17 protein-coding genes and 5 tRNA genes are annotated in these 16,437 nt (G+C 73.1%); 10 read left to right on the top strand and 12 right to left on the bottom strand.

What is annotated here, in order from left to right:
• The first annotated feature begins 48 nt into the window (after positions 1-48).
• Together ACZ7L4_RS33985 and ACZ7L4_RS33980 are read left to right on the top strand one after the other, a co-directional pair.
• On the top strand, positions 49-462 hold the full coding sequence (locus tag ACZ7L4_RS33985) for an SsgA family sporulation/cell division regulator (RefSeq protein ID WP_004002642.1): 414 nt from the start codon (positions 49-51) through the stop codon (positions 460-462).
• 245 nt (positions 463-707) lie between these two features.
• Positions 708-1,268, top strand: a complete 561-nt coding sequence (locus ACZ7L4_RS33980; protein WP_472108619.1) for a CGNR zinc finger domain-containing protein — start codon at positions 708-710, stop codon at positions 1,266-1,268.
• Between the two features lie 18 nt (positions 1,269-1,286).
• Here the strand turns inward: ACZ7L4_RS33980 and ACZ7L4_RS33975 are convergent, their stop codons facing one another.
• Positions 1,287-1,532, bottom strand: a complete 246-nt coding sequence (locus ACZ7L4_RS33975) for a hypothetical protein (protein ID WP_472108618.1) — start codon at positions 1,530-1,532, stop codon at positions 1,287-1,289.
• A 107-nt stretch (positions 1,533-1,639) separates the two neighbouring features.
• The gene (locus ACZ7L4_RS33970; protein ID WP_472108616.1) at positions 1,640-2,065 is read right to left on the bottom strand and encodes a hypothetical protein; all 426 of its coding nucleotides are present in this window, start codon (positions 2,063-2,065) and stop codon (positions 1,640-1,642) included.
• A 188-nt stretch (positions 2,066-2,253) separates the two neighbouring features.
• Here ACZ7L4_RS33970 and ACZ7L4_RS33965 point away from each other — a divergent pair, with 188 nt between their 5' ends.
• The gene (locus tag ACZ7L4_RS33965) at positions 2,254-2,763 is read left to right on the top strand and encodes a DsbA family protein (RefSeq protein WP_472108614.1); all 510 of its coding nucleotides are present in this window, start codon (positions 2,254-2,256) and stop codon (positions 2,761-2,763) included.
• A 3-nt stretch (positions 2,764-2,766) separates the two neighbouring features.
• On the opposite strand, the gene ACZ7L4_RS33960 is transcribed toward ACZ7L4_RS33965, so the two are convergent.
• The 3 genes from ACZ7L4_RS33960 to ACZ7L4_RS33950 are packed head-to-tail and all read right to left on the bottom strand — an operon-like array spanning position 2,767 to position 5,507.
• On the bottom strand, positions 2,767-3,591 hold the full coding sequence (locus tag ACZ7L4_RS33960) for a GNAT family N-acetyltransferase (protein ID WP_472108612.1): 825 nt from the start codon (positions 3,589-3,591) through the stop codon (positions 2,767-2,769).
• A 43-nt stretch (positions 3,592-3,634) separates the two neighbouring features.
• A complete protein-coding gene (locus ACZ7L4_RS33955) occupies positions 3,635-4,456 on the bottom strand; it encodes an aminotransferase class IV (protein ID WP_472108610.1) in 822 nt (273 codons plus the stop codon).
• Between the two features lie 13 nt (positions 4,457-4,469).
• The gene (locus ACZ7L4_RS33950; RefSeq protein WP_472108608.1) at positions 4,470-5,507 is read right to left on the bottom strand and encodes a chorismate-binding protein; all 1,038 of its coding nucleotides are present in this window, start codon (positions 5,505-5,507) and stop codon (positions 4,470-4,472) included.
• A 155-nt stretch (positions 5,508-5,662) separates the two neighbouring features.
• Here ACZ7L4_RS33950 and ACZ7L4_RS33945 point away from each other — a divergent pair.
• The 5 genes from ACZ7L4_RS33945 to ACZ7L4_RS33925 all read left to right on the top strand — a co-directional run bounded on the left by ACZ7L4_RS33945 (position 5,663) and on the right by ACZ7L4_RS33925 (position 6,107).
• Positions 5,663-5,735 (top strand) — tRNA-Gly (locus tag ACZ7L4_RS33945).
• A 37-nt stretch (positions 5,736-5,772) separates the two neighbouring features.
• A tRNA-Cys gene (locus ACZ7L4_RS33940) sits at positions 5,773-5,846 on the top strand.
• Position 5,847: 1 nt separating this feature from the next.
• Positions 5,848-5,919: transfer RNA gene (locus ACZ7L4_RS33935), tRNA-Val, on the top strand.
• Between the two features lie 24 nt (positions 5,920-5,943).
• Positions 5,944-6,015: transfer RNA gene (locus ACZ7L4_RS33930), tRNA-Val, on the top strand.
• Positions 6,016-6,035: 20 nt separating this feature from the next.
• Positions 6,036-6,107, top strand: a tRNA-Val gene (locus ACZ7L4_RS33925).
• Positions 6,108-6,205: 98 nt separating this feature from the next.
• Here ACZ7L4_RS33925 and ACZ7L4_RS33920 read toward each other — a convergent pair.
• From ACZ7L4_RS33920 to ACZ7L4_RS33905, 4 genes are all read right to left on the bottom strand, one after another.
• Positions 6,206-6,490 carry a TFIIB-type zinc ribbon-containing protein gene (locus tag ACZ7L4_RS33920; protein ID WP_399231110.1) on the bottom strand — a complete coding sequence of 95 codons (285 nt, stop codon included), beginning with the start codon at positions 6,488-6,490 and terminating at the stop codon, positions 6,206-6,208.
• A gap of 69 nt (positions 6,491-6,559) precedes the next feature.
• Complete coding sequence (locus ACZ7L4_RS33915; RefSeq protein WP_472108606.1) at positions 6,560-7,510, bottom strand: phosphotransferase family protein; 951 nt, start codon at positions 7,508-7,510, stop codon at positions 6,560-6,562.
• A 180-nt stretch (positions 7,511-7,690) separates the two neighbouring features.
• Entirely contained in the window at positions 7,691-7,897 is a 207-nt protein-coding gene (locus ACZ7L4_RS33910) for a hypothetical protein (protein ID WP_385762950.1), read from the bottom strand.
• A 223-nt stretch (positions 7,898-8,120) separates the two neighbouring features.
• Positions 8,121-8,396, bottom strand: a complete 276-nt coding sequence (locus ACZ7L4_RS33905) for a hypothetical protein (RefSeq protein ID WP_327664265.1) — start codon at positions 8,394-8,396, stop codon at positions 8,121-8,123.
• Positions 8,397-8,595: 199 nt separating this feature from the next.
• On the opposite strand from ACZ7L4_RS33905, the gene ACZ7L4_RS33900 reads away from it, so the two are divergent.
• Positions 8,596-9,792, top strand: coding sequence for a serine/threonine-protein kinase (locus ACZ7L4_RS33900; protein WP_450816532.1), 1,197 nt, complete (start codon positions 8,596-8,598; stop codon positions 9,790-9,792).
• A gap of 46 nt (positions 9,793-9,838) precedes the next feature.
• Here ACZ7L4_RS33900 and ACZ7L4_RS33895 read toward each other — a convergent pair whose 3' ends face one another.
• From ACZ7L4_RS33895 to cobT, 3 genes are all read right to left on the bottom strand, one after another.
• Positions 9,839-10,672, bottom strand: coding sequence for a TrmH family RNA methyltransferase (locus tag ACZ7L4_RS33895; protein ID WP_472108603.1), 834 nt, complete (start codon positions 10,670-10,672; stop codon positions 9,839-9,841).
• A 64-nt stretch (positions 10,673-10,736) separates the two neighbouring features.
• A complete protein-coding gene (cobA, locus tag ACZ7L4_RS33890) occupies positions 10,737-11,972 on the bottom strand; it encodes a uroporphyrinogen-III C-methyltransferase (protein WP_472108601.1) in 1,236 nt (411 codons plus the stop codon).
• Positions 11,973-12,171: 199 nt separating this feature from the next.
• Positions 12,172-14,652, bottom strand: a complete 2,481-nt coding sequence (gene cobT, locus ACZ7L4_RS33885) for a nicotinate-nucleotide--dimethylbenzimidazole phosphoribosyltransferase (protein WP_472108600.1) — start codon at positions 14,650-14,652, stop codon at positions 12,172-12,174.
• Here cobT and ACZ7L4_RS33880 point away from each other — a divergent pair.
• The gene (locus ACZ7L4_RS33880; protein ID WP_472108599.1) at positions 14,533-16,320 is read left to right on the top strand and encodes a hypothetical protein; all 1,788 of its coding nucleotides are present in this window, start codon (positions 14,533-14,535) and stop codon (positions 16,318-16,320) included. The genes cobT and ACZ7L4_RS33880 overlap by 120 nt on opposite strands.
• Positions 16,321-16,437: the final 117 nt, after the last annotated feature.

The following is a 16,437-nucleotide window of genomic DNA, read 5'->3' as shown; positions in this document are numbered from 1 at the left end:
CGACGTGCGAATCCCCGAGCGCACACTGAGCGAAAGGCCCTGGCGCTTATGAACACCACGGTCAGCTGCGAGCTGCACCTGCGCCTCGTTGTGTCGAGCGAGTCCTCACTGCCCGTTCCCGCAGGTCTGCGGTATGACACGGCCGATCCGTATGCCGTGCACGCCACCTTCCACACCGGAGCCGAGGAGACAGTCGAATGGGTGTTTGCCCGCGACCTCCTCGCCGAAGGCCTTCACCGGCCGACCGGCACCGGCGACGTCCGAGTCTGGCCGTCCCGCAGCCACGGTCAGGGCGTTGTCTGCATCGCCCTGAGCTCTCCCGAGGGCGAGGCTCTGCTCGAGGCCCCGGCGCGGGCCCTGGAGTCGTTCCTCAAGCGAACGGACGCCGCCGTGCCACCCGGCACGGAACACCGCCACTTCGACCTCGACCAGGAGCTGTCGCACATCCTCGCGGAAAGTTAGCGCCGCGGAACGAGGAGGCCCGCGCCGGCACCCGGTCGGCGTGAGCAGCGCGAGAGCGTGCCGTGCCGTCCACTCGGGGAGACGGCACGGCATCACGGTCGGGACAACCGCATACGGCATACACCGGCGCCGTCGCCGTGGGAGTTTCCACGGTGGCGGCGCAGGTGCGTGTCCGGAGGCCCGCAGGTACTAGGCTCGTGCGGCATCGGCGGGCGGGAGCCCTACCCCAGGCCAGGGAGCGAATCGTGCTGATCACCCACGACACCCGGTGCGCGCTCGACACCGTGGTCGATCTGGTGAACACGACACCGGACGGCGACTCGAAGGCGGACGGGCTCGAGAGTCTGGCCGCGCTGACGGATTTCGTACGAAGGAACGATGTCAGCGATGTCGGCGTGATCACCGAAGACGATCTCCACTCGGTGCGTACGGTGCGTGACCGCTTCGCGGCCGTGTTCGCGGCGAGTGACCAGCGGGCGGCGGCGACGGTGATCAACGAACTGGTCGCCGAGGCGGGCACCACTCCCCGCCTCACGGATCACGACGGCTACGACTGGCACATGCACTACTTCGCGCCCGGTGCCTCCGTCGCCGACCACCTGGCGGCCGACTGCGGGATGGCCCTCGCGTTCTTCGTCGTCGCCGGGGAGCAGGAGCGGCTGCGGCGCTGCGAGGCGCCCGACTGCCGGTTCGCGTTCGTCGATCTGTCCCGCAACCGTTCGCGCCGCTACTGCGACAGCCGTACGTGCGGGAACCGGCTGCACGTCGCGGCCTACCGGGCGCGGCGCAAGGAAGCCACCGGCTGAGCGACGGGCTGAATCCGTTCACAGCAGCAGGAGATCGTGCAGCGCCGCCATCAGGAGCAGGCCGCCGATCACCCCCAGGAAGATCATCAGCGGGGGTTGGGAGAGCGCGAAGAGGCAGCCGCGTGGACTCTGCTCGGTCCTTGGCTCGGTCCTGTGCTCGGTTCGCTTCTCGGTTCGTACGGGCACGGGCGGCGCGGGCTCGCTGAGGGGCGCCTGCCCCGGGTCGGCGTCCAGCTGCTCGGGCAGCTGCGGTGTGTCCAGCATCTCGCCGCGATGATGACGCACTTACCGGGCGACGGGGGCTCAACCCACCACTTTCGAGGGGTAGTTCGCACCGACCCGTGACAGCGGGCCAGGAGCGTCCGTTGACGTCAGATGCCGTGCTTCTTGAGGATCGCCTCGATGTCGCTGAAGTCCTCGGCGGGCTCAGGCTTCGACTGCTTCGGCTGCGCCGCGGGCGTGGGGCGCCGGCTCTCGCCGAGCGAGGGCGCCGAGGCCGCGGGGGCGACGGCGGCCTTGCCCTCCTTGGCGGGGCGGCCGGAGCGGCGCCGCTCGACGGCCCGCGTCCCCATGAACATCAGCCAGGCGACGCCGAGGACGCCGAAGCCGGCCCAGGCGGTCGGACTGAACGCCGTGTCCACGACCCACTCCACCGCGCCCGTCATCACCAGGCCCAGCGGCACGAGGGCGTAGGCGGCGGTGCGGGCGGCCTTCATGAAGCGCTTGCGGAAGGCGAGAACCCCGGCGATGCCCAGGCCCGCCACGGCAACGGCGGAACACACGGTCTCGGCAATCATCCGGTCCTCCCGAGTTCGGACATCAAAGGGCGATCAGGGGCGCTTCGCCCCTTCCATCCTGCACCGTCCGGGGGCCCGCGGGCCACGCCCAGGGCCCGCATCGGCCACATCTGGGGGACATCTCGGGGTCGCGGCTCCTCCGCAGGTCCAGGTTGGGGCCTGCCGTCGCTCCTGGGAGACTGGCCCCCATGAACGCCCCGAACCCGATCCTTGACGTGTGGTGCGAGCTGCAGTGCCCCGACTGCCGCTCGGCCCTGGACGACCTCCGCGCGCTGCGCGAGCGCTACGGCGACCGCGTCGAGCTGCGCCTGCGGCACTTCCCGCTCGAGAAGCACAAGCACTCCTTCGCCGGTGCGCAGGCCGCCGAGGAGGCGTTCGCGCAGGGCAAGGGGTGGCCGTACGTGGAGGCCGTGCTCGGCCGCGTCGAGGAGTTCGACCGCAAGGGCGAGCAGTTCCTCGTCCAGGTGGCGGGCGAACTCGGCCTGGACGCCGAGGAGTTCGACACCGCGCTCGTCGACGGCCGGCACATCCTGATCGTCGACGCCGACCAGGCCGAGGGCAAGGTCATCGGCGTGACCGGCACGCCCACGTACGAGATCGGCGGGGAGCTGCTGCACGGCGGCAAGAGCCAGGAGGGGCTGCGGGAGCGGATCGAGGAGATCGCCGACCGGCTGCTCGCCGAGGCCGGGCAGGACTGACGCTCAGAGCAGCTGTTTGTAGAGGTGGTACGTGGTCGGCTCGTAGCCGAGCGATGCGTACAGGCTCAGCGCGGCCGTGTTGTGCGCGAAGACGTTGAGGCCGATCCGGGTGGCGTCCGCCGCGATCGAGTCGGCCTCGGCCAGCAGCATCAGCGAGCGCCCGTGGCCGCGTCCCCGGTGCTCGGCCGCCACCTCGACGTCGAAGACGAACGCCCCTTCGGGCCGCTGGGCCAGCCAGAGCGTTCCGACCCGCTCCCCCGCGTGCTCCAGGACGCTGAGCAGGACGTCCGGGGTGGCGACGCCCTCCGGGAGCAGCGCGGCGTGATCGCGCTCCGCCTTGCGCCGCGCCTCGTCCTCGGTGGCGCCGCGCTCGACCCAGGTGCGCGCGTACGCGGCCTTGGTGTGCGCGAGCCACGGCCCGTACTCGGCCTCCGTCATGCGCCGCCCGACGCTGCCTTCGGGGAGGGCGGGCGGCTGTCCGGGCAGGGCCTTCGCCATGTTCCGGTTGCGTTCCACGTAGCCGAGGGCGCCCGCGAGGCGGAGCATGCCCTGCGCGTCGGCGGGGACGGCCACCTCGACGCGGCGGCAGTTCCAGGAGCGGGCGACCTCCTCGGCGGCGAGCGCCGCGACGGTGCCGCGGCCGCGCCCCCGGTCCTTCTCGTCGACGCTCAGTTCGCGTATCTGGGCGACGGAGGGGCCGAAGACCGGGTGCGTGGTGAGGTGCAGGGTGCCGACGGGGCGGCTGTTCACGCACACCGCGTAGTGACGCGAGCGCGAGCCGTCGGGGGTGCGCTGGAGCGGCTCGGTCGGCCGCAGGGTCGTGGTCATCACGGGAGTTGTACCCGCCCGCACCCCCGACGCGACAAGGGATTTACGGGTCGAGGCGGTCTGCTGCCCGCTCGTCCCAGACGCGCATCGCCTTCGCGGTGACGGGGCCCGGCGCGTCGTCGAGGTTCCGGTCGTCGACGCGGTGCACGGCCTGGATGTCGCGCAGCGTCGACGTCAGGAACACCTCGTCGGCCTCCGCGAGCACGGAGAGCGGCAGGTCGGTCTCCTTGGCGCCGGTCCACTCGACGGCGAGGGCGCGCGTGATACCGGCGAGCGGGCCCGCGGTCAGCGGCGGCGTGTGGATCTCGCCGTCGAGGACGACGAAGACGTTGGAGCCGGTGCCCTCGCACAGCTGCCCCACCGTGTTCGCGAACAGGGCCTCGGTCGCGCCGTGTTCGTGGGCGCGGGCCAGGGCGACGACGTTCTCCGCGTACGAGGTGGTCTTCAGGCCCGCGAGGGCGCCGCGCTCGTTGCGGGTCCAGGGGACGGTGATCGCGGCGGTGGTGTCGGGGCGCCGCTTGGTCTCACCGAGGGCGACGACGAGCGTGGCGCCGTGGTCGCCGCGGTCGGAGCCGAGCGGCGAGAGGCCGCCGGTGTAGGTGATGCGCAGGCGGCCGAGGGCCATCGGGTTCGCCTCGAGGACGGCGTCGCAGGCGCGGCGGACCTCGTCGAGGTCGGGCTCGGGCAGCCCGAGCCCGCGGGCCGAGCGGGCGAGCCGGTCGAGGTGACGGGTGAGCGCGAACGGCTTGCCCTCGACGGCCTTCACCGTCTCGAAGATGCCGTCTCCCACGGTGAGCCCGTGGTCGAAGACGGAGACGCGCGCCGCCTCGGTGTCCTGCAGCCGGCCATCCAGCCAGATCTTCACGGGTTCTTGCCTCTCACTGTTCGAGTGCGTACGTTCCCGACGCTACCTCCAGGAGCCGCGCCGCCTTCAGCTCGGTCTCCCGCCATTCCCGCTCCGGGTCCGAGCCCCAGGTGATGCCGGCGCCGGTGCCGAAGCGCAGGACGTCGCCGTGGGCGCCGCGGTCGATCCAGAAGGTACGGATCCCGACGGCCAGTTCCCCGCTCCCCCGGTCCGCGTCCACCCAGCCGATGCCGCCGCAGTAGGGGCCGCGCGGCGCGGTCTCGAGCTCGTCGATGATCCGCAGGGCGCTGGACTTCGGGGCGCCGGTGACGGAGCCGGGCGGGAACGCGGCGTCGAGCAGCTCGGGCCAGCCGGCCGCCTCGGGCAGCTCGCCGCGCACGGTGGAGACGAGGTGGACGAGGCCCGGGTGCTTCTCGACCACGCACAGTTCGGGGACGGTCACGCTGCCGGTGGCGCAGACGACGCCCAGGTCGTTGCGGACCAGGTCGACGATCATCACGTTCTCGGCGTGGTCCTTTTCGAGGAGGTCGTCCTCGGTGCGCCCGGTCCCCTTGATCGGCCCGGACTCGACGACCCGGCCGTCCCTGCGCAGGAACAGCTCGGGCGAGGCCGTGGCGACCTCCACGCCGTGCCGCGGCAGCCGGATCGTTCCTGCGTACGGCGCCGGGTTCCCGCGCGCGAGGAGGGCGGTGAGGGCGTCCACGTCGGCGTCGGCGGGGACCGGCGCGGAGAGCACGCGGCAGAGGTTCGCCTGGTAGACCTCGCCGGTCGCGATGCGCGCGCGAATGCTCCGCACGCCGTCCGTGTACGCGGTGTGGTCGAGCGACGACGTCCAGTCCGTCGGCGCGGGCCCGTGCCAGGCGCCGGGGCGCGGGGCGGGCACCGGTTCCTCGCGGACGTCGCCGAAGCGGGCGCAGGTCAGGCGGCCCTCGAAGTCGGCGCAGACGGCCCAGAAGCCGCTGGAGTCGAGGGCCGCGGGATCGCTGGTGACGTCGCGCAGATCGGTCGCGACGAGCCCGCCGAAGCGGGCCAGAGCAGGGAGGTCGTGCACGCCTTCGAGTCTATGGCCGATGACGATGGGCCCACCTGAGCAGGACCTTCGTCGGTCGCACCGCAGCACGCTGCGCAAACGCGTTTTGGACCTCCCCCAGGAATCCGCTAGAGTTCAACACGTCGCCGGGACGCGCAAGCGGACCGGAAAGACACGCGAACGTAGCTCAGTTGGTAGAGCGCAACCTTGCCAAGGTTGAGGTCGCCGGTTCGAACCCGGTCGTTCGCTCAGGATGTGGGGGATCTTCCCGAACCCCTACGCTCCTGGTGGAGTGGCCGAGAGGCGAGGCAACGGCCTGCAAAGCCGTCTACACGGGTTCAAATCCCGTCTCCACCTCCAAGCGCGATTAGCTCAGCGGGAGAGCGCTTCCCTGACACGGAAGAGGTCACTGGTTCAATCCCAGTATCGCGCACTGGAGCCGCAAGGCTTCCATCCCGGACGATTAGCTCAGCGGGAGAGCGCTTCCCTGACACGGAAGAGGTCACTGGTTCAATCCCAGTATCGTCCACTGGTCCGCAAGGATCCCCCGCGCGATTAGCTCAGCGGGAGAGCGCTTCCCTGACACGGAAGAGGTCACTGGTTCAATCCCAGTATCGCGCACAAGCAAGAAGCCCCCGGTCCTCGTGACCGGGGGCTTCTTCCGTTCCGGACGGCCCGGGGTGCCGGGCGGCTCTTCGGGAGAAGAGCCGCTCAGCGCCTCAGGAGGAGAACAGCATCCGGCCGAAGCCACGGTTGTGGTGACCGTGGTGGCCGTGATGACCGCCGTGGTGCGGGGCTCCCCAGGCCGGGGCCGCGGGGGCCGGGTAGCCCTGCGGGGCGGGCGGGGGCGGCGGGGCCTGCTGCTGCCACTGCGACTCCAGGCGGGTCAGCGACTCCAGCTCGCCGTAGTCCAGGAATATCCCGCGGCAACCGCTGCACTGCTCGATCTGGACGCCATTGCGGTTGTACGTGTGCATCGGTGCGTGACACTTCGGACACTGCATGCTCGGCTCAACTCCTCGCCGTTCGGTGCTGCTTCGCCGGAACACTTCCCGGCTTCCGTCCCCCGCACCCTACTTGGCCGGTTCGTCCTCGAACTGCGGTGGCGTCGATGCCATTCGGGCGCAGGCGTCGACGACCGCGTCCTCCACCTCGTCGAGCGCGCGGCCCGCGTCGGTGGCCTTCGCGACGGCGAGCGCGGCGGTCTGCACGGTCAGGGCGCGGGCCGGGGCGTCCAGGGCGGGCCAGGGGTCGGGGACGCTCAGCTCCTTGGCGCCACCTGTGCGTTGGTACGCGCCGAGGAAGCGGGTCCAGTCATCGGGCGACAGCAGTCCGCAGGCGAACCAGGCGGCGGGGCGGGCCAAGTCCCAGGCGGGGTCGCCGATTCCGAGGTCGTCGACGTCGATCAGCGTCCACGCGTCCGACCGCGCGGGGTGGCGGACCAGCTGGCCGAGGTGGAGATCGCCGTGGCACAGGGCGCTCGCGTGCGCGTACGGGGCTTCCGCGCGGGCCCAGGGCGGCAGGGTGCCCCAGGCGTCGAGGATCGGGCGCGCGGCCGGGTGGCCGGGGGCCGCGGCTCGGAGGCGGGCCACTGCGGCGGCCGCCTTGAGCGGGCCCCGCATGGGCGGAAGCGCGGGCGGGAGTTCGTGCGCCGGCGTGCAGTGCAGGCGGGCGAGGAGGGCGCCCACGGCCTCCCAGGGGGCGTGCTCCGGGTGGTCCGGGTCCACGGGAGTGCCGTGCGGCCAGAACGTGACGAGCCGGTCGTCCAGGGCCGCCGCCGTCGGACGCAGCGGGCGCAGCAGGACGCCGGCCAGGGACGGGTGGGTGGCCACGGCGAGGCGCAGGTTCAGCTCGGCGGGGTCGGTGCCGGGGGCGTGCGCCTTGGCGACGGTGTCGCCGTGCCGGACCACGGTGGCGTCGGGGCGGTCGGCGAGGGTCGTGGCGCCGCAGACGCAGACGATCCCCGACGGGTGGGCCGCGCCCCGGGCCTCGGCCCTGAGCGCGGGAACGATGAGCGTGGTCACGGCCGCAGCCTAGGGCCTGTCCGGCGGCAGGGGCCTACGGGGCCGAGGGCACAAAATAATGCTGCGCGCAGCTCCCCAGCTGCGCGCAGCATTTGTGCCGTCCGCCGCACCCCCGTCCCCACGGGGTTTCATGGCCGGATGTCCCCGCCCGGACCGCTCTTCCGGGCCTGGGAGCGCCGCTCAGCGCCCCAGCATCACGCCCACGGACGACGCCTGTGTGACCACCGCGTCCCAGCCGCCGAACACGACGACGAGAAGGGCCGCGAGAGGGAGAACCATGGCCGCGGCCACCAGCGGATGCCGGCGGTCGGTCGCGGGGCCACCGAAAAGGCCCGCCCTGCGGGCCACTGTGCGGAACGCTGTCGTCCGCGGTGCCGTGTCCGCCATGGTCCTCTCCCGGTCGAAATCTTGAGTTCTTGCGTCTTTGTGAGTTGTCGCGTCCTGGCAAGCGGCGGGTACCTGACCTCGGGGGACGAGTGCCGTACCCGCCGCTTGACCTCAAATCTATGAGTGGCGGGCGTCCGAGACGTCATGCCCTCGTACCGATTGCCGGGCCTCCCCGAGGATGACCACCTCCGCCCGATGTACTCCCCTGGGTGGAGACGAGGTCCTAGGCCTCGGGGTCATCCCCGAGGGGGCGCCCGACGCGGGCCTCCCGCTCGGCCGGCTCCTCGCGCGGGACGGGGTGCTCTACCAGCGCCAGGACCCTCGTGGCCATGAAGCGCGCGGTGCGCACCACGGATCCGGATCGGGTGACTTCGCTCACTTCCACCACCCCTCTGCGCACCGCCGTCTCCACCCTCCGGCCCGCCCGGCCCGCCGTCACCTCGTACGTACGCGTCGTGTCCCCGGCATCCACGACTATCTCGACCCGGTCACCCTTCATGGGTCCAAACCCCCTCCAAGGCCGCCCTGTTGGCCCGCGGGCGCCGGACAAGCCGCCCCGCTCCCGCGCTCCCTGACCACCCTTCAAGTTTCCCACCGGGCACTGACAATCGAATCGGCCGCGAGGGCGCGGCCTTTGCGCGCCGCCGTGCGCGAAAACGTAAGCTGTGGCTCGTCAGACGGACCGGGCAGCAGCGGGGATGAACATGGCGATGATGCGCCTGAGGCGCGAGGACCCGCGCGTCGTCGGCTCGTTCAGGCTTCACAGACGCCTCGGGGCCGGCGGGATGGGCGTGGTCTACCTCGGGTCCGACCGGCGCGGCCAGCGGGTCGCGCTCAAGGTGATCAGGCCTGATCTGGCGGAGGACCAGGAGTTCCGGTCGCGGTTCGCGCGCGAGGTGTCCGCCGCCCGGCGGATCAGGGGCGGCTGCACCGCCCGGCTCGTCGCCGCCGACCTGGAGGCGGAGCGGCCGTGGTTCGCGACGCAGTACGTGCCGGGTCCCTCGCTGCACGACAAGGTCGCCGAGGAGGGCCCGCTGGCCGCTTCGGACGTGGCGGCCGTGGGGGCCGCGCTGTCCGAGGGGCTCGTCGCCGTCCATGAGGCCGGGGTCGTGCACCGCGACCTCAAGCCGTCCAACATCCTGCTGTCCCCGAAGGGGCCGCGGATCATCGACTTCGGCATCGCGTGGGCGACCGGCGCCTCGACGCTGACCCATGTGGGCACCGCCGTCGGCTCCCCCGGCTTCCTCGCGCCCGAACAGGTGCGCGGCGCCGCCGTGACGCCCGCGACCGACGTGTTCGCCCTGGGGGCCACGCTCGCGTACTCCGCGATGGGCGACTCGCCGTTCGGGCACGGCAGTTCCGAGGTCATGCTCTACCGGGTCGTGCACGAGGAGGCCCAGCTGGCCGGGGTGCCGGACGCGCTCGCGCCGCTGCTGCGCGCGTGCCTGGCGAAGGACCCGGAGGAGCGGCCCAGCACGCTGCAACTGTCGCTGCGGCTCAAGGAGATCGCGGCCCGCGAGGCTCAGGGCATCGCCGCGGAGCCGCGCCCGCCCGCGCCGCGCACCGCCGAGCAGGACCGGCCGACCGGACGACTGGCCGACACCTACGAGGGGCAGCGCACCCAGCGGCGTACGCAGCCGGGAACTCCCACGTCGCGGCCCAGCAACGGCAGGAGCAACGGTTCGGCGCCCGCGCGGAACACGAACAGCCGTTCAAGCAACGGCCGGACCGGACCGCGCAGTGGTGCGGGGCGCCCGGCGCCGCGGACGAACGGCACGGGCAGCGGCAAGAAGCTGCGGCCCGCGAACCCGCGCCTGCTGCGCCAGCGGCTCTTCGTGTTCGTCGTCGTGACGCTGCTCGTGGCGCTCGCGATCGCGGCGGCGCAGAGCCTGTGACCGCGCCCGCGCTCCCCGCCCGCAGTGCGGGCGGGGTTCCGGAGCGTCAGAGTTCGGGTCGGCCCGTCGCCACCGCGTAGAACGCGACGGCGGCCGCCGCGCCCACGTTGAGCGAGTCGACTCCGTGGGCCATCGGGATGCGGACCCACTCGTCCGCCGCCATCAGGGCCTTGGTCGACAGCCCTTCGCCCTCCGCGCCGAGCATCAGCGCGACGCGGTCCATGCGGTGCGGCGCCACCTCGTCGAGGGACTTCGCCTGCTCGGCCGGGGTCAGCGCGAGGAGTTCGAAGCCGGCGTCGCGGACCGTCTCCAGGGACTTCGGCCAGGCCTCCAGACGCGCGTACGGCACGGAGAAGACCGCGCCCATCGAGACCTTCACTGAGCGGCGGTAGAGCGGGTCCGCGCAGTCGGGCGAGAGCAGGACCGCGTCCATGCCGAGCGCGGCGGCGCTGCGGAAGATCGCACCGATGTTCGTGTGGTCGTTGACCGACTCCATGACGACCACGCGGCGGGCCGTGGTGAGGAGTTCGTCCGCGGTCGGGAGCGGCTTGCGCTGCATGGAGGCGAGGGCGCCGCGGTGCACGTGGTAGCCGGTGACCTGTTCGGCCAGGTCGGGGGCGACCGCGTAGACCGGGGCGGGGACCTCGTCGATGACGTCGCGCATGACGTCGACCCACTTCGCGGACAGCAGCATCGAGCGCATCTCGTACCCGGCGAGCTTGGCCCGCCGGATGACCTTCTCGCCCTCGGCGATGAACAGGCCCTCGGCCGGTTCGCGTTTGCGACGCAGTTCTACGTCGGTCAGGCCCGTGTAGTCGGACAGGCGCGGGTCGTCGGGGTCATCGATGGTGATGATCCCTCGATGTTCAGCTTCAGCCACGGGTCGATACTGCCTTGTTCTGGGTGTGGTGCCAACGGCTCGGAACGAGTTGCGTTACCGCTGGTTACTTCTGGTGCTTGTGCGGGTTCTCGTTCACCACGTCGCCGATCACGATGACCGCCGGGGGCCTGACCCCTTCGGCGACGACCGTGGCGCCGACCGTCGCGAGGGTGGCGTCGACGCGGCGCTGGGCGGCCGTCGTGCCTTCCTGGACGAGGGCGACGGGGGTCTCGGGGGCCTTGCCGTGCGAGACGAGGGCCGCGGCGATCTTTGCGATCTTGTCGACTCCCATGAGGATCACGAGGGTGCCGGTCAGCTTCGCCATCGCCTCCCAGTCGACCAGGGAGCGCTCGTCGTCCGGCGCCACGTGGCCGCTGACGACGGTGAACTCGTGGGCGACGCCGCGGTGGGTGACCGGGATGCCGGCCGCGCCGGGCACGGAGATCGAGCTGGAGATGCCGGGGACGACCGTGACCGGGATGCCCTCGGCGGCGAGCGCCTGGGCCTCCTCCATGCCGCGGCCGAAGACGAACGGGTCGCCGCCCTTGAGGCGGACCACGGCCCTGCCCTGCTTGGCGTGGTCGATCAGGGCGTCGTTGATGGCCTCCTGGACCATCTGACGGCCGTACGGGATCTTCGCCGCGTCGATCACCTCGACGTGCGGCGGGAGCTCGTCGAGGAGGTCGCGCGGGCCGAGCCGGTCGGCGATCACGACGTCGGCCTCGGCGAGGAGGCGGCGGCCGCGCACGGTGATCAGGTCCGGGTCGCCGGGGCCGCCGCCGACGAGCGCGACGCCGGGCTTGTGGGTGCGCTGGACGGTGACCGTGCCGTCGTGGAGGGCCTCGACGATCGCGTCGCGGACGGCGGCTGTGCGGCGGGGGTCGCGGTCCGCGGCCGAGGTCGTCAGGACGGCGACGGTCACGCCGTCGGCGCGGCCCGTGGCCGGGGTCCAGGCGGTCGCCTCGTCGGCGTCGTCGGAGCGGACGCACCAGACGCGGCCCGCCTCGGCCTCGGCGGATGCCGCGTCGTTCGCCTGCGCGTCGCTGGTGGCGACGAGGGCGTACCAGGTCTCGGCGAGGTCGCCCGGCTCGTAGCGGCGCTTGGTCCAGGTCAGCTCGCCGGCCGTCGCCATCGCCTCGACGGAGGGGGTGGCGGAGGGGGAGATCAGCGTGATGTCCGCGCCCGCGGCGATCAGGGCGGGGAGCCTGCGCTGGGCTACCTGGCCGCCGCCCAGGACGACGACTCGGCGGCCGGTCAGGCGGAGCCCTACGGGGTAGGCGGGGTGGTCGGCGGCGGGCATGAGGTGTCCTCTGGCGTGCGGGTGCTTGTGGGTGGAGCGTACGTCGTGGGCGTGACGGGGAGGTTTCGAAGTCCCCCACCCCGCCCCTTCCCGAAACCGGGGCTCCGCCCCGGACCCCGCTCCTCAATCGCCGGAGGGGCTGGAAAACCAGCCCCTCCGGCGATTGAGGAGACTTTCGGGAAGGGGCGGGGTGGGGGGGTTACTTCTCTGTGACGCCCGCCGAGTCGAACGTGGCGACCTCGTGCATCGCCCGCGCCGCGCTCTGCACGATCGGCAAAGCCAGAAGCGCGCCCGTGCCCTCGCCGAGGCGGAGGTCCAGGTCGACGAGCGGGCGCAGGCCCAGCTTGTTGAGCGCGGCGACGTGGCCGGGCTCGGCGCTGCGGTGGCCCGCGATGCAGGCCGCGAGGACCTCGGGGGCGATGGCGCGGGCGACCAGGGCGGCCGCACCGGCGCTGACACCGTCGAGGATCACCGGCGTGCGCAGCGAGGCGCCGCCGAGGAGCAGGCCGACCATCGCCGCGTGCTCCAGGCCGCCGACCGCGGAGAGGACGCCGATCGGGTCGGCCGGGTCGGGCTTGTGCAGGTCGAGGGCGCGGCGCACGACCTCGACCTTGCGGGAGTGCGTCTCGTCGTTGATGCCCGTGCCGCGGCCGGTGACCTCGGCCGGGTCGACCTCGGTGTAGACCGAGATGAGGGCCGCGGACGCGGTGGTGTTCGCGATGCCCATCTCGCCCGTGAGCAGCGCCTTGTTGCCCGCCGCCACGAGGTCGCGGGCGGTCTCGATGCCGACCTCGATGGCCTCCTTGACCTCTTCGCGGGTCAGGGCGGGGCCCGTCGTCATGTCGGCGGTGCCGGCGCGGACCTTGCGGGGCAGCAGGCCGGGCGTGGCCGGGAGCTCGCCCGCCACACCGACGTCGACGACGCAGACCTCGGCGCCGACCTGGCTCGCGAACGCGTTGCAGACCGCGCCGCCGCCCAGGAAGTTGGCGACCATCTGGCCGGTGACCTCCTGCGGCCAGGGGGTGACGCCCTGGGCGTGCACACCGTGGTCACCGGCGAAGATCGCGACGGCCGCGGGCTCCGGGATCGGCGGCGGGCACACCCGGGACAGGCCGGACAGCTGGGCGGAGATGATCTCCAGCATGCCGAGCGCGCCCGCGGGCTTCGTCATCCGCTTCTGCCGCTCCCACGCCTCGCCGAGCGCCTTGGCGTCCAGCGGGCGGATGTTGGAGACGGTCTCCGCGAGCAGGTCGTGCGGGTCCTCGCCGGGCAGGGCGCGGCGGCCGTACGTCTCCTCGTGGACGACCCACGACAGCGGGCGGCGCTTGGACCAGCCGGCCTGCATCAGCTCCGGCTCCTCCGGGAACTCGTCGACGTAGCCGACGCAGAGGTACGCGACGACCTCCAGGTGCTCCGGGAGGCCGAGCGAGCGGACCATCTCGCGCTCGTCGAAGAAGCTGACCCAGCCGACGCCGAGGCCCTCGGCGCGGGCCGCGAGCCACAGGTTCTCGACCGCGAGGGCGGACGAGTACGGGGCCATCTGCGGCTGCGTGTGGCGGCCCAGGGTGTGGCGGCCGCCGCGGGTCGGGTCGGCGGTGACGACGATGTTCACCGGGGTGTCGAGGATGGCCTCGATCTTCAGTTCCTTGAACTGCTTGGCCCGGCCCTTGGGGAGCGACTTGGCGTACGCGTCCTTCTGGCGCATGGCCAGTTCGTGCATCGCGCGGCGGGTGTCGGCGGAGCGGATGACCACGAAGTCCCAGGGCTGCGAGTGGCCCACGGACGGCGCGGTGTGGGCCGCCTCCAGGACGCGCAGCAGCACCTCGTGCGGGATCGGGTCGCTGCGGAAGCCGTTGCGGATGTCGCGGCGCTCGCGCATCACGCGCAGGACGGCCTCGCGCTCGGTGTCGTCGTACGCGGGGGCAGCCGGGTGCGCCTCGGGATCCGGCGTCAGGTGCTCCGGTTCGCCGGTCAGCTCGGCCGGGGCGACGGTCTGCTCCGCCGGGTCCTCGGACTCGGGCAACGGGATCGCGCCGGAGTCGCCCTCGCGCGGGCCGGGAACGCTCGCGGACTCCTCCGGGGAGGCGGCTCCCTGCGGGGGGATCCCGGCGGAGTCGGGGCCCTGGGTGTCCCACTCCGCGACGTTCTCGGGCGCGACCGACGCGTCGCCCACGGGCGCCTGCTCGGCGGACTGCTGGTTGGCCATGGCGTGCGGGTCCTGCGGGTTGGTGACGGGCTGGGGGGCGCCGGCGGTCTGCGGATCGGCGGCGGCCGGCTGGTCGGCGACGGCCTGCGGCCCGGCCGCGGCCTGCTGGTCGGCAAGCGCCGCGTCGCCTGCGGGCCGCTGGTCGGCCACGGGTGCGGGGGCGCCCACGGTGTGCTGGTTGGCGGCGGACGACTGGTCGTCAGCGGACTGCTGGTCCGCCGCGGCCGTGTGCTCGGCCATGGCGTGCTGGTCGGCCGGGGCCTGCGGACCACCGATGGCGGACTGCTCGGCCGGGGCGTGTTGGCCGTCAACGGCCTGCGGTCCCGCAGCGGACTGCTCGTCGGAGAGCGCCGCGTGGTCGCCCACGACGTGCTGGGCGGCGGCAGCGTGCTGGTCGCCGGCGGACTGCTGGTCGGTCAGGGCCTGCTGCCCGCCCATGGACTGCTGCTCGGCCACGGCCTGCTGCTCAGCCACGGCTGCGGGATCGGCCGCGCCCTGCTGGTCGGCCGGAACCTGCTGACCGGCGACGGCCACCTGCCCGGCCGGCACCTGCTGCCCGGCCGGCACCTGCTCGACGCCAACGGCCTGCGGCCCGGCGGCAGCCTGCTGCTCGGCGAGCGCCGCGTCACCGACGACCGACTGATCGGCCGCGGCCACGTGGTCGCCCACCGCCTGCTGGGCCTCGGCAACCTGCTGGTCACCAGCGGTCAGCTGGTCCGCCAGGACCTGCTGACCCGCAACGGACTGCTGCTCCGCCACGGCACCGGCATCGCCCGCGACGTGCTGTTCACCCGGAACCGGCTGGCCACCAACGGCCATCTGCTCGGCCACGTCCGCGGGATCGGCCAAGCCCTGCTGATCGCCCGGAACCTGCTGACCGCCAACAGCCGCCTGCTCGCCCGCGGCCTGCTGCTCCGCCACCACCGCGGGACCGGCCACACCCTGCTGATCGCCCAGAACCTGCTGACCGCCAACAGCCATCTGCTCGGCCGCCGCCTGCTGCTCCGCCACCGCCGCGGGATCGGCCAAGCCCTGCTGGTCGGCCGGAACCTGCTGACCGCCAACAGCCGCCTGCTCGCCCGCGGCCTGCTGACCGGCCGGCACCTGCTCGACGCCGGCGGCCTGCTGCTCGGCCACAGCCTGCTGCCCCACAACCGCCTGCTGGTCAGCCGGGCCCCGCTGCCCCGCACCCGCCTGCTCGTCGGCCGCGCCTCGCGCGTCGCCGACGACATGCTGGTCGGCCGCGCCCGGCGTGCCGGAAGCAGCCTGGTCCGCGCCGGTCCACTCAGCGGCGGCGCCTGCCTGACCGGCGCCGGACTGCCCGGATCCGTCCTGCTGCCCGGGAACACCCGGCTGCTCGGCGGTGTCCTGCTGCTGCTCCTCCGGGAGCGGGGGCACGACCATCGCCTGCGGCGGCGTCGGGGCCAGGTGCGGGGTCGTGGGGACGATGCCGTCCACCGGGACGAACTGGCCGAGCGTCTGGTCCGCGGCGGGCTGCTGGGCGTAGCCGTGCTGCGCGTAGTCGTACTCGTAGCCGCCATGGCCCTGCTCGTGCGCGCCGTACGGGGCCTGGCCCGCGTACGCGCCGACCGGCATCGGCTCGGCGCCGACCTGGGCGAACTCCTGGGCATGCGCGGGCGTTTCGGGCTGCTCGTACTGCGGAGCGACCGTTTCTGCGGGGGCCTGGGGCTGCTGTGCCTGGGCGGGCTGCCACGGGGCGGCGCCCTGCGGCGGGATGTCCAGGTATTCCGGTCCTGTGGTGGGCGGGCCCGACTGGCGGGTCGGCATCGGGTTCTGCTGGGCGGGGCCGCGGTCGGCGAGCGAGCGGACGGGGCTGCCGTTGGTGTCGGGAACGGCCGGGCCCATGTGCAGCGGACGACGGGGCTGGGCCGGGGTCTGGGCCGGGGCGTACTGCTGGCCCTGCCCCTGGCTGTGGTCCGTGGTCTGCTGCCCCCAGGCGCCCTGCGCTCCGGGCATCAGGAGGATCTCGTCGTCCTCGGCCGTGGCGTCGGCGGGGTCGAGGTAGGTGTACGCGCCGGGTGCGGGAACGCCCGGCGGCTCCGCCGTGCCTGCGTCCTCCGGCAGCCCTTCGCCCGGAACCTGACCGGTGTCGGTCATGCCTACCCCTCGCCCATCGAATGAGAACTTCCTGGCCGCCCCCGGCCGTCCGCCGGAACTGCGAGCACCTTCATGCATCACTGTTTCGCTGTCCGGGGCGACGCGTCGACCGCCCGTCAACAACAACGAGCGCGCGCGCCG

The organism is Streptomyces sp. NPDC107575, assembly GCF_055657265.1.
Note: the sequence above shows the minus strand (reverse complement) of the source record. Positions and strands in the feature narration are given on the sequence as shown.